At 58.6% G+C, this 13,088-nt stretch carries 8 protein-coding genes and 1 pseudogene; 2 read left to right on the top strand and 7 right to left on the bottom strand.

Annotated elements, in window-relative coordinates; genetic code table 11:
- Positions 1-114 precede the first annotated feature (114 nt).
- Together RHM58_RS00355 and RHM58_RS00360 are read left to right on the top strand one after the other, a co-directional pair.
- Complete coding sequence (locus RHM58_RS00355; protein ID WP_322269372.1) at positions 115-3,348, top strand: dermonecrotic toxin domain-containing protein; 3,234 nt, start codon at positions 115-117, stop codon at positions 3,346-3,348.
- Positions 3,349-3,570: 222 nt separating this feature from the next.
- Positions 3,571-5,151: a hypothetical protein gene (locus RHM58_RS00360; RefSeq protein ID WP_322269373.1), complete on the top strand. Its 1,581-nt coding sequence runs from the start codon at positions 3,571-3,573 to the stop codon at positions 5,149-5,151.
- A gap of 7 nt (positions 5,152-5,158) precedes the next feature.
- Here the strand turns inward: RHM58_RS00360 and argR are convergent, their stop codons facing one another.
- From argR to acs, 7 genes and pseudogenes are all read right to left on the bottom strand, one after another.
- A complete protein-coding gene (gene argR, locus RHM58_RS00365) occupies positions 5,159-6,139 on the bottom strand; it encodes a transcriptional regulator ArgR (protein ID WP_054044763.1) in 981 nt (326 codons plus the stop codon).
- A 113-nt stretch (positions 6,140-6,252) separates the two neighbouring features.
- The gene (locus RHM58_RS00370; protein ID WP_201205959.1) at positions 6,253-7,017 is read right to left on the bottom strand and encodes an ABC transporter ATP-binding protein; all 765 of its coding nucleotides are present in this window, start codon (positions 7,015-7,017) and stop codon (positions 6,253-6,255) included.
- Positions 7,018-7,044: 27 nt separating this feature from the next.
- A complete protein-coding gene (locus RHM58_RS00375) occupies positions 7,045-8,157 on the bottom strand; it encodes a M14 family metallopeptidase (protein ID WP_322269376.1) in 1,113 nt (370 codons plus the stop codon).
- A 1-nt stretch (position 8,158) separates the two neighbouring features.
- A pseudogene (locus RHM58_RS00380) lies at positions 8,159-8,858 on the bottom strand (ABC transporter permease).
- Positions 8,855-9,544 carry an ABC transporter permease gene (locus tag RHM58_RS00385; protein WP_054044772.1) on the bottom strand — a complete coding sequence of 230 codons (690 nt, stop codon included), beginning with the start codon at positions 9,542-9,544 and terminating at the stop codon, positions 8,855-8,857. The pseudogene RHM58_RS00380 and the gene RHM58_RS00385 overlap by 4 nt, the downstream one beginning before the upstream one ends.
- A 91-nt stretch (positions 9,545-9,635) precedes the next feature.
- Positions 9,636-10,409, bottom strand: coding sequence for an ABC transporter substrate-binding protein (locus RHM58_RS00390; protein ID WP_201193875.1), 774 nt, complete (start codon positions 10,407-10,409; stop codon positions 9,636-9,638).
- 699 nt (positions 10,410-11,108) lie between these two features.
- Positions 11,109-13,070 carry an acetate--CoA ligase gene (acs, locus tag RHM58_RS00395; RefSeq protein ID WP_322269378.1) on the bottom strand — a complete coding sequence of 654 codons (1,962 nt, stop codon included), beginning with the start codon at positions 13,068-13,070 and terminating at the stop codon, positions 11,109-11,111.
- Positions 13,071-13,088 lie beyond the last annotated feature (18 nt).

Raw genomic sequence — 13,088 nt, forward strand, 5'->3', positions numbered from 1 at the left:
AGCGCGGGCGACATTAGATTTCAAGTCGTTGGTGAATGTGCGGTAACTATGTACCGCACATGCCTTTGTCAAAACGGGTTTCCTTGGGTGCCGCCCTATTCAAGGATGAAACCCGTGAATCTTTCCAATCAGTCGTCGACACCGGTATGGCCAATCCATCCGGATGGCCATTTCGAACATCTGGCCAATAATATGCCTCAGTGGCTGCTCAAGGCCTCAACCAAACGGCGGATTGCGCTGGGAAAAACCACGCCGCTTCTGCGAGATGAGTTCCGTAACGCCTCGACCGGCCAACACCGCGTGCTGAAGCGTCTCAATGCCGCCTACTGGACGGCCCAGAACACCGTGGACGAGCGCCTGGAACACCTGCAAGACGCCCGAGCTTTTGGCGAACCCTTGCTGCGTGACGCGATAAAGCAACGCTACGGCCTGGATCTCGATGTGAGCGCCACGTTCTTGCGCCTCTACATCCCGGCCTCAATCCCCTGGTTCCCGGTCAAGTCGGGGGCCGCCCGGACCTGGACGGTGTCGCTGCTCGATGCCGCCCTGCACAACTTCGAACTGTCAGAGACCGGCGAAGGCGCCCACGAGACAGATTCAACCTTCATCACCCAGCCATCCCCCGCCGGTCAATTCGAAACCCTGAATTACATCAAAGACAAACTGACGATCAACGCCTTCACGACGCTATGCCGCGAGCTGGATATCGGTGGGCAATATCGGGCCTGGCTCGAAGACAACCTTGGCGTGAGCAATCCAGTAGTCGCGGCCGTTTTGCGCCCGCAGATCAAGCAAAGCCATAAAGCCGCGCTACGTATGGCGCTGGAGCTGGCGCGCCTTCAGAAAGACACGCTAAAGGAAGACGCCTACCGGTCCATTTCCGGGCTGGTGAACGGCGTGCAAGGCATGCTGCTCGATGGCAAACCCTTGCTGTGTCATGACCTGACGATGATGTCCGCGCAGCTAACCGGCATCATCCTGTTCGCCCCGGATCTGGAGCAGCACCGTGGTGCAGTGAGGGTTATCGCCTACCTACCTGATGATCCGCAGCACCCGATCAAGGAATATCCGTCCAGCGGACACTTCATGATCGAACTCAGCCAAAAATTACGCTCGGGCGATTACCAGCACTTTTTCAGCCGCTTCGTCGCCCATGGCGATCGTGGCTACTTCTTCGCCAACCTGAACAGCCGTCTGACGCAAACCACCTGGCATCCGCGCGCCTCCGGCGACCCACTGCCCTCCTGGCGTGATTCGCCCGCCAAGCATATGAATTTGCAGTTTTGCGCTACACCCATCGCCGGCGATCTGTGGGAGCACCTGTATCAACGAAAACTCGACAAGATTCTCAATGATGCGCGCACGCTTGCCGTGTCCACCGCCAGTGCCGACCGTAAGGCTCGATGGGAGCTTTGGGATTCCTTCAGCAGCATCGCTTCGACACTGCTGCAGATTGCCGCTTTCGTTGCACTGCCGTTTGTCCCCGTTCTGGGCGAGTTGATGATGGCTTATATGGTTTATCAACTGCTGGACGAGGCTTTCGAATCAATCGTCGAATGGTCGCAAGGCCTGACACAGCAAGCCCTCACACACACCCTGGAGTTCATCGAATCGCTGGTTCAACTGGGAGCGTTCGCAGCGGGAGGCACCCTTGTTGCGGGAGAGTTTCGCAACGTAATGCCCAAGGCATGCGTGGATTTCATTGACCGTTTCATTCCCGCGCAATCAGCTGACGGTCGAACCCGTTACTGGAACGGCGACCTCAAACCCTACGAGCAGAACATCTCCCTGGCAACCGACAGCAAACCCAACAACCTGGGTCTGTACCCCCACGAGGGAAACGCCATCCTGGCGCTGGAAAACAAACACTACGCCGTGACTCACGACACAAGGATCGGTCAGTTTCAAATTGACCATCCAACCCGCCCCGACGCCTACAAACCGTTGCTGGAACACAATAGCAACGGGGCCTGGCACACAGCGATCGAAAAACCGCTGACCTGGGACCGTGACACGCTATTGCGGCGCCTGGGGTATTTGGCCGATTCGCTCTCCAGCAGCGAACGCGAGCAAGTACTGAAGATCAGCGGCCACCACGAAAACGCGTTACGCCGGATGCACGTCGACAACGCCCCACTGCCGCCGCTCGTGGCCGATACGCTCAAACGCTTCAAGATCGACAAGGACATCCAGACCTTTATCGAACGGATCGGCAGTGAGCATTCACAACGTTGGCAGACGGCGGATCGACCGACCCAATTGCAACTGCTGACAGAACACTTTCCATGGCCGGAAAACAAAGCGTTGCGCCTGATCGACAGCGAAGGCCACACGACATGGCAAAGCGCAAACAGCCTGCCCCACGGCGTACACCTCTATGACGTCCCCGTCAGCAGCGCCGATGTGCTGAAAACGGCGCTACTGTGCTTGAGTGAAGATGAAATAAAAGTGCTGTTTGACGAAACATTCGGCGCACCTGCGCTGGCGCTCGAAGCACGAGCCAGGAACCTTAGAAGCCGTCTGGCGCAGATCGCATTCAAACAGCAACGCTCATTGTTCGACGCACGCTATCGGGCGCAGGAAACCAAGGCCGACCCACTGACCCAACGTCTCATGGACACTGTTTCAGGCTTGCCGAGCAGTGTTGCCGAAGAACTATTGAACACCGCCAGCGGAAATGAGCTACAGCAACTGGAACAGGGCACAGTCCCGTCAGGACTCCATGAACTGGCGCGCTGGGCACAACAACATGTCCGCGCCGTGCGCGCCCGCGAAGGTCTGGAGCTTTCGTCGCAGAACAACCCCGACACCGATCGGCTGGTCATGCACTCGCTACCGCGCCTGCGTGGCTGGTCGGGGGAGGTTCGAGTCGACGTCAACCGTTTTTCATTCAACGGGAAAACCATCGATACGATCGGCAATCCTGAGGCGTCCATGCGCAAGGTGCTGGTCCAGCTCATAGACGGGGAGTACCAGGCCTACAACGATCTCGGAGAAGAACTGTCCGGAGCTGAAGACCTCTATAACGCACTGTTGCGGGCATTGCCCGACAGCGAACGCAACGCAATGAATCTGCAGACAGGGCAAGGCTCGACGCTCAAACAATTGATCGCTGAACACGCGCTGGACCACGAGGAACTGCAAAAGCTCCTGGCGCTAACCCCACTGCGCAAACCACACTACGACCCGAACCTCATGCGCCTGCCCGGCGGCGCGGACTATCCTCAACGCCCCCCGCAGCCGCGTCACTGCAAGACCATGTCAGGGACCTCTACCCTTCCTTCACCCTTGAGGAGGTGGAGCGTTTTACCCTGGGGTTGCAACGCCACCCCACGGGCGCTCGAATAGAACTTTCGAGGCTCTTCGACGAATACAACCGACTGATTAACGAACTGCGTATCTGGTGCAGTGCAATCCCCCTTATCACCCGGAAACCGGCGCCCAACTCAGCGCCCGCCAGATCACCGCCTCCCGACGCAACCGCGCACTGCTCGCAGATGAACTGCAACGCTGCTGGCGCCGCCAGACCGCGCTCAACGCGGCGATCAGGATGCCGGCGCTCGCGGCTACATGTTCAGGTTCACTCGGCCCATCATTGGAGAGTTGCCGACTATTCAGGCGGATTTCAGCCACATTGCCTACCTGACCCTCGAAGGTGGCGAGGCGACACGCGGTACTCATGAGTTCCTGCGCCACTTCACCGGTTTGCGCCGCATGGAAGTGCGCAATATTCCCTTGGCCACACTGCCCGACGTCCTGCCCTCATTGCCGAATCTTGATCAACTGGTCCTGAGTAATTGCGGGATCGCGTTGACCGCCGAATCTCAGGCAACGCTTTCGTCCTTGAATCGGATGCGTACGCTGGAGTTGTACAAGAATCCGTTGGGGCGGGTATTCAGTGTCGAGGCCATGAATCAACTGGACTACATAGACCTGGGCGAGACCGGTATCTCCAGCCTTCCACCCGGCCTGTTCAGTCGTCCACAGCTGAAAACCGGGATTTTCTCGAACAACCGGATTGTGGAGCTGCCAGCCGAACTGTTCGAGTTGCCCGCGAGCAAGGGCAACGGTTTCGATTTCGCTGATAACCCCTTATCCATCGGCACGCAAAATCGGGTGAAAACCTACTTTCAGAAGACTCGTGAAGACTTGGGCGTGTACGCCGAACTGGGCGATATCGAGCGGATTGCCGCCCTTTACCCGAGCATGGATCGCGAACAGGCCAGCGATTTTGTGTACAGCCTGCCCGGCACGCTGGCGGCAGGGCGAATCGAGCTCAGCCGACTGGAGACAGAGTACGCCACCCTGAGCACCGACCTCGCGACGTGGACCGGCAACATTCCCCCGCTGCACCCGCTCAGCGGCGAACCCTTCAGCGCACAGCAACTGCTGATCGAGCACAACACTCGGGATGAATTCAAACGGATCGTTGAACAAGGCTGGCGCCGGGAAACCGAACTGGATGACTTTAACGAAACCCTTGAACCCTCTTATGAGCTCAGCCTGTCACTGATAGTCACCGGCGAGTTGCCCACACTGAGTGCTGACTTCAGCCACGTTTCCCATCTTTACCTGCATAGCTACAGCGGGTTGACGTCGGTTTCCGATGGATTCCTGAGGTGCTTCCCCAAACTCAAGGGGCTGACCATTCGCGACTACAGCCTGGGCAATATTCCGCCGTCGGTATTCAACCTGGGTGAGCTGGTGGCATTGGTGCTGCCCAACTGCCGAATCAGCCTGACGGACGACACGGTGGCGGCGCTGGCCGGCATGGAACGCCTGGACTTTCTGGACCTGAGTAATAACCCGCTACTGCTGACACCCGATGTCAGTCAGATGCCAAATTTGTCCACGCTCATCCTGAGCCACACGCACATCACCGAGTTACCGCCAGGGTTGTTGAAACTGGAAGCGCTCGACATTGCCAACCTGAGCAATAACGCCATTCGAGAGCTACCTAGCGACATCCTCGAACTGCCCATGGAAATGGGCGAGAGCATCAACCTGCTTGGCAATCCGCTTTCTGAGCGAAGCCTGCAACTGTTGCGTGCTTACTTCAGGCAAAACGGCACCGATTTTGGCGTTGAGGAAATCTTTAACACTGCCGAGATGGAGGTGTCCGATTCAGACGACTCAGAGATAGAGCAATAACCGAAAATCAACCACGCTCTGAAGGTACCGACGACAACTCGAACGGGCTGCTGCTGCGCCGCTGGTTGCGATCTTCCCGCGGCGTGGCACCGAAGAAGTTGCGATAGGCGCTGGAGAAGTGCGGCCCCGAAGAGAAGCCACAGGACAGGCCGATCTGGATGATCGACTTGCTGGTTTGCATCAACATCTGCCGGGCCTTGTTCAGGCGCAGCTCCAGGTAGTACTGGCTCGGCACACGGTTGAGGTATTGCTTGAAGATCCGTTCCAACTGCCGACGGGACACGCACACGTGTTGGGCGATTTCGTCGGTGGTCAGCGGTTCTTCGATGTTGGCTTCCATCAGCAACACCGCTTGGGTGAGCTTCGGATGGCTGGAGCCGAGGCGGTTTTGCAGTGGAATGCGCTGGCGTTCGCCGCCTTCACGGATGCGTTCGACCACCAGTTCTTCCGAGACCGCACCGGCCAGTTCGGCGCCGTGGTCGCGGGCCAATACGGCCAGCAGCAAATCGAGCACCGACAGGCCGCCGCACGCGGTCAAGCGATCGCGATCCCAGTCAAACAAATGACTGGTGGCGATGACTTTCGGGAAACGCTCGGCGAAATCGTCCTGCCAGCGCCAATGCACAGCCGCGCGATAACCGTCGAGCAAACCCAACTGCGCCAACGGATAAACACCGGCGGACAAACCGCCAATCACACAACCGGCACGCACCAGTTGTTTGAGCGAACTGCTGAGGGCCGGCGCAAGTGCGGTCGGCGGCTCATCGGCGAGCAAAAACAACTTCTGGAAATTTTCGAGCTTGCCGGCCCAGGGCTCACCGGGCAATTGCCAGGCGCCTTCGGTCGGCGGTTCGGCCTGCAAGAACGACAGTTCGTAGACAACGTCTGGATGCACACGCTGAGCAACACGCAAGGCCTCCTCAGCCAGCGCAAGCGTCAGAGCTTTAGTGCTGGGCCAAATCAGGAAACCAATTCGATGGGCAGTCATGGCGGGCAATCCGAAACTAAAACAGTGTTAAAGGCCGAAGGCGGCTGCAACCAAATTAGACCATCTGGCGCGCGGTGCGCAGCATGACCTAATTTGGTGCGTAACGGGAGCGATTACTTCAGGCTGCCCGAGAGGAATTGTTGCAAGCGTTCGGACTGTGGATTGACCAGTACTTCACGCGGGTTGCCGCTCTCTTCGACGACACCTTTGTGCAGGAACACCAGTTGGTTCGACACTTCACGGGCAAAGCCCATTTCGTGCGTCACCACCACCATGGTCCGGCCTTCCAGCGCCAGGGCTTGCATGACTTTCAGCACGTCACCGACCAGTTCCGGATCGAGGGCCGAGGTCGGTTCGTCGAACAGCATCACCTCAGGTTCCATCGCCAGCGCACGGGCAATCGCCACGCGCTGTTGTTCGCCGCCCGACATGTGGCCCGGGTAAGCGTCCTTGCGATGCGCCACACCGACCTTGTTCAGGTAGTGCTCGGCTTTCTCGCGAGCTTCGGCCTTGGTCATGCCGAGCACGTGGACCGGCGCTTCCATGATGTTTTCCATCGCGGTCATGTGTGACCACAGATTGAAATGCTGGAACACCATCGACAGGCGCGAACGCATGCGTTGCAACTGTTTCGGGTCGGCGGCTTTCAGCGCGCCTTCCTTGTTGGCGACCAGTTTCAGCTCTTCGTTATTGAGCAGAATCCTGCCTGCGTGTGGCTGCTCAAGCAGGTTGATGCAGCGCAGGAAAGTACTTTTGCCGGAGCCACTGGAGCCGATGATGCTGATCACATCGCCAGCCGCCGCTTTCAGGGACACGCCCTTGAGCACTTCGTGACTGCCATAGCGTTTATGCAGGTCTTGGACTTCAAGTTTGTACATGCGGTCGGTTCTCACAAAAACAGTCAGTCAGTCGTTGAGCAAGCGCCCGTGACGCAGCGCTTCGCGCCCCGCCACCTTGGCCAGCCAGAAACCGGGTTGGGCATAACGCAGCCGTTCAATGGCAAACAGCACCCCGGACGTACCAGCACACACCGTGCTGACCCGATCCGCCAACGGATCGATCACTTCGAAAATCTCATCGCCAGCTTCAACCCATTCACCGGGTTTACGCAGGAAACTCACCACACCCGGGTGCGGTGCGAACAACAATTCAGTGCCTTCGAACGGCATGCCTTCGCACGCGTCCTGGGCCGGTTTCGGCCATTCGCCGCTGATCAGGCCTTGCTCGGCGAGGAACGCCAGAATGCCTTCGGCGTACGCTACGGCATCGGCGCGAGTGGTATCGGCCTGACCGCCCAGTTCAATGGTAGTCGCCAGGCACGCCAGTGGAATCTGCGCATCCGGAAAGTGGCGCGACAGACGCAGCCACGGCAGCGAACAGGCTTCGTCAAAGGAACTGCCGCCGGAGTCTTCCGCCAGCAGGCCCACTTTCACATTCAGGTGTGCGGCGAGCGAACGCCATTGCGGCCAGTGTTGCGGCAACGCGTACATGTGCAGCGCCGCTTCGGCATCGCAATGCAAATCCAGCACCACGTCAGCCGTGCAGGCATGGCTGAGCAAGACGCGCTGCATGCCTTGTAGCTGACTCGCCGCCGGTGGCAATGCTGCCAACGCGTCGCTCATGGCCTGGCGAATCAAGCGGATATTGGCGTGAGGATCATCCCCCAGGCGCCCTTCCAGTCCGGCGGCCACTGGCGCGCTGAGCTCGACGAAATCCCGGTTGAAGTTCTTGCCGCTGCCTGCCTCGAAACGCCCTTGATGATTGCCTTGCAGCAATTGGCCGAGGCCCAGCGGGTTGGCCACGGGCACCAGTTCAATGACGCCGTTCAACAAGCCTTGGGCTTCGAGTTCGGTCAGGCGCTTTTTCAGCTCCCAAGCGGTACGCATCCCCGGCAGTTCATCGGCGTGCAGGCTGGCCTGAATGTAAGCCTTGCGCTCGCCGCGGCCGAAGCGGAACACCGAAATCTGGCGTTCGCTGCCCAGGTGACTCCACGGCAATGAATGATCGATGCGTTCCATATCAGTGCTTCCGCGGGGCCATATAGCCCAGCCAGCGGCGCTCGGCCAGTTTGAAGATCTTCACCAGAATGAAGGTCAGGCACAGGTAGAACACACCCGCCGTGATGTAAGCCTCGAACGGCAAGTAGAACTGGGCGTTGACCGTGCGCGCGGCACCGGTGATGTCGATCAGGGTCACGATGGACGCCAGACTGGTGGTCTGCAGCATCATGATCACTTCGTTGCTGTACTGCGGCAGCTGCCCGGCGCAGGGCCGACGGCAACAGGATGCGCTTGTACATTTTGTAGCGCGACATGCCCATGGCCTTGGCCGCTTCGATCTCACCGTTCGGCGTAGCGCGCAGGCTGCCGGCGATGATTTCAGCGGTGTAGGCGCTGGTGTTGATCGCGAAAGCCAGGCACGCACAGAACGTTGCGCTGGACAGCCACGGCCACATGAAGCTTTCACGCACCGCTTCGAATTGCGCCAAACCGTAGTAGATCAAGAACAGCTGCACCAGCATCGGCGTGCCGCGGATCACGTAGGTGAACAGCCAGGCGCTCATGTTGACGACTGCGTTCTTGGAGACGCGCATCAGCCCCAGCGGCAACGCCGCCAACAGACCAAAGAACAGCGACAGCGCGAGCAACTTGAGGGTGGTCACCAGGCCGCCGAAGTACAGCGGCAGGGCCTCCCAAATGACGTTGTAGTCGAAGATCATAGATCAGCCGCCCTTACGCCTACCGAGTAGCGCTTCTCAAGGTGACGCAATGCCAGCAACGAGACGCTGGTGATCACCAGGTACATCGCCGCCACTGCGAGGAAGAAGGTGAAAGGCTCGCGGGTGGCATCTGCCGCCTGCTTGGCCTTGAACATCATGTCTTGCAGGCCCACCACCGAAATCAGCGCGGTCGCCTTGGTCAATACCAGCCAGTTGTTGGTGAAACCTGGAATCGCCAGACGAATCATCTGCGGCACCAACACCCGGAAGAACACCTGAAAACTGCTCATGCCGTACGCCATGCCGGCTTCTGCCTGACCTTTGGGGATCGCCATGAAGGCGCCACGGAAGGTTTCGGACAGGTACGCACCGAAGATGAAACCCAGGGTGCCGATACCGGCGGCCAACGGGTTCAGATCGATGTAGTCGTTAAAGCCGAGCATCGGTGCGACGCGGTTGAGCAAGTCCTGACCACCGTAGAAAATCAGCAGGATCAGCACCAGGTCGGGAATCCCGCGGATCACCGTGGAATACAGGTCGCCCAGCCAAGCCAGCCAGCGGATCGGGGACAGACGCAGCGAAACGCCGATCAGACCCAGAACAATGGCCAAGACCATGGACGACAAGGCGAGCTGAAGCGTCAGCCATGCGCCATCGAGGATGACAGCCCCGTAGCCTTTCAACATGATTCAGGTCCTCGAAAGTTGGGATGAAAAAATGGCGCAAACCTCAGAGATCCTGTTGCTTGCGCCATTTCGGACTTGTCGCTGGGACGTGTTACTTACCGTAGATATCGAAGGCGAAGTACTTGTCCTGGATTTGCTTGTACTTGCCGTTCTCGCGAATGGCAGCGATCGCACCGTTGATCTTGTCTTTCAGTGCGTCACCTTTACGAACTGCGATACCTACGCCGTCGCCGAAGTATTTGACGTCGGTGAAGGCCGGGCCAACGAAGGCAAAACCTTTGCCGGCGTCGGTTTTCAGGAAGCCGTCATCCAGCAGGGTTGCGTCAGCCACGGTACCGTCGAGGCGGCCGGCAGCTACGTCGAGGTAGATTTCGTTCTGCGAACCGTAAGGCTTGATCTCGGCACCCAGCGGGGCCAGGACTTCGCGGGCGAAACGCTCATGGATCGAACCACGTTGTACGCCGATGTTCTTACCCTTGAGCTCAGTCAAGCCTTCGCTGACTTGAGTGCCGGCCTTCATGACCAGGCGAGCCGGGGTGTTGTAGTACTTGTTGGTGAAGTCCACAGACTTCTTGCGATCTTCAGTGATCGACATGGACGACAGGATCGCGTCGATCTTGCGCACTTTAAGTGCCGGGATCAGACCGTCGAACTCTTGCTCGACCCAGACGCACTTGACCTGCATCTGTTCGCACAGGGCGTTGCCGATGTCGTAGTCAAAACCAACAATGCTGCCGTCCGGCGCCTTGGAGGCAAACGGAGGGTAAGCAGCTTCGATACCGATTTTCAGAGGTTTTTCATCGGCGAAGGTCGGCAGGGACAGCACGGACAGTGCCAGGGCGCCAAGCAGCACAAGTTTCTTCATCTTGGGACTCCATCGGTAAAGGGCAAAAACGGCAGAGTGAGCACAGGCCCAATATGCGAATGGGTTAAACCGGAATGCGGTGCTGCGTCCTGGAAACCCACGTTGATTTCAACGCGAGCAACGACGAGCGAGTGATCGGCATTCTAACGACAGGCCGGAAGCCGATATTTCTTCAATGCGACAACAAATTACAGATGCACTGAGAATGCCGCTTGGGCACGTTGACAGCCTCGCAATTTCATGCAAGAGCAAAAGATAGTGAACCGATCTATGCTGCAAATTGCGGGCCTATTATTGGCAAACCCTTCTAATCCGGCAAGCGCAGCGTGATGTCTAATTTTTCGGAGGGGGTTGAGAGGCCCTGATCCGGGGCTTTGCGTTTCCCAATGCCCCGGATCGGGGCGGGCGGTTACACATTCAGTTACTTTCTTGGGACGGGGTAACAGTGGGAAATCACCTACACGTGAGGCCGATAATTATTGGCCGTTGTTGATCAGGTGTCTGACAGACCGCTTTCGCGAGCAAGCCCGCTCCCACAGGGGATCTGCGTCTGACACACACTCTGTGTTCACCGCAGATTTAATGTGGGAGCGGGCTTGCTCGCGAAGAGGCCAGTACTGCCAACACAAAAACATCAGTCAACAAAAAGCCCCACCCGGCGCAATGCCGGACAGGGCTTCGTCGACTCAGAAACCGCGCTTACGCGACGTTCATGGTCTTGTGCGTATCAATCAAATGCTGCACCACGCCCGGATCCGCCAGGGTGGAGATATCTCCCAACCCGTCGTATTCAGCCGTGGCAATCTTGCGCAGAATCCGGCGCATGATCTTGCCCGAACGGGTTTTCGGCAGCCCCGGCGCCCACTGGATAACATCCGGCGAAGCAATCGGTCCGATCTCCTTACGCACCCAGTTTTTCAGCTCCAGGCGCAATTGCTCGCTTGGCTCTTCGCCACCGATCAAGGTGACGTAGACATAGATGCCCTGCCCTTTGATGTCATGCGGCACACCGACCACCGCCGCTTCGGCGACTTTCGGGTGAGCAACCATCGCGCTTTCGATTTCGGCAGTGCCCATCCGGTGGCCAGAAACGTTAAGCACGTCATCCACACGACCGGTGATCCAGTAGTAACCGTCTTCGTCGCGACGAGCACCGTCACCGGTGAAATACATGCCGCGGAAAGTCTTAAAGTAAGTATCGACGAAGCGGTCATGGTCGCCATACAGCGTGCGCGCCTGGCCTGGCCACGAATCGAGAATCACCAGGTTGCCCTCGGCGACGCCTTCGATGATGTTGCCCAGGTTGTCCACCAACGCTGGCACCACGCCGAAAAATGGTCGAGCCGCTGAACCCGGTTTGAGTGCGTGCGCACCCGGCAGCGGGCTCATCAGCGTGGCGCCGGTCTCGGTCTGCCACCAGGTGTCCACGATCAGGGGCAACGGTGACCGGCCGATCATTCTTGCGAGTACCACATCCCACGCCTCGGGGTTGATCGGCTCACCGACCGACCCCAACAGACGCAGGCTGCTGCCATCGGCGCCTTCAACAGCCGCCTTGCCCGAGGCCATCATCGCGCGGATGGCGGTTGGTGCGGTGTAGAGGATGTTGACCTTGTGCTTGTCGACGATCTTCGCCACCCGGGTGATGTCCGGGTAGTTCGGCACGCCTTCGAACAGCAGGGTGGTCGCGCCATTGGCCAGCGGGCCGTAGACAATATAGGTGTGGCCGGTGACCCAACCGACGTCGGCGGTGCACCAGTAGACTTCGCCCGGACGGTAGTCGAACACGCGCTCGTGGGTCAGCGCCGCGTACAACAGATAACCCGCGGTGGTGTGCTGCACACCTTTCGGCTTACCGGTCGAACCCGAGGTGTAAAGGATGAACAGCGCTTCTTCAGCGCCCATTTCTTTCGGCGCGCAGACAGTGCCCGCCACTTTCATCAGGTCTTCGTACCAGATGTCGCGATGCTGGTTCCACTTGATGTTGCCACCGGTGCGCTTGCACACAATGACTTTCTGGATGCTGCTGGTTTCCGGGTTGGTCAGCGCGTCGTCGACGTTGGACTTGAGCGGGATCTTCTTGCCGGCACGAATGCCTTCATCGGCGGTGATCACCACTTTGGATTTGCAGTCGATGATGCGACCCGCCAGGGCTTCCGGCGAGAAACCACCGAACACCACCGAGTGAATCGCGCCGATCCGGGTGCAGGCCAGCATGGCGACCACGGCTTCGGGGATCATCGGCATATAGATAGTCACCACGTCGCCGCGGTGCACATCCTGGCCGCGCAAGGCGTTGGCGAACTTGCAGACTTCTTCGTGCAGCTCGCGGTAGGTGATGTTGCGGCTCTCGGCCGGGTCATCCCCTTCCCAGATAATCGCGATTTGATCACCGCGCTCGGCCAGATGACGGTCGAGGCAGTTGTAGGAAACGTTCAGCGTGCCGTCGGCGAACCATTTGATGTCGACATGGTGATCGTCAAAGGACGTCTGCTTCACCGTGGTGAAAGGCTTGATCCAGTCGAGGCGCTTGGCTTGTTCGCGCCAGAAGCCGTCCGGGTTGACGACCGACTGCTGGTACATGGCTTTGTAGGTCGCCTCGTCAGTCAGCGTATTGGCTGCTACCTCGGGACGAACGGGATACAGAGAAGCCGCACTCATCTTTCTTACCTCGGTGGA

This window comes from Pseudomonas sp. 10S4 (assembly GCF_034344865.1).
Lineage (GTDB): Bacteria > Pseudomonadota > Gammaproteobacteria > Pseudomonadales > Pseudomonadaceae > Aquipseudomonas.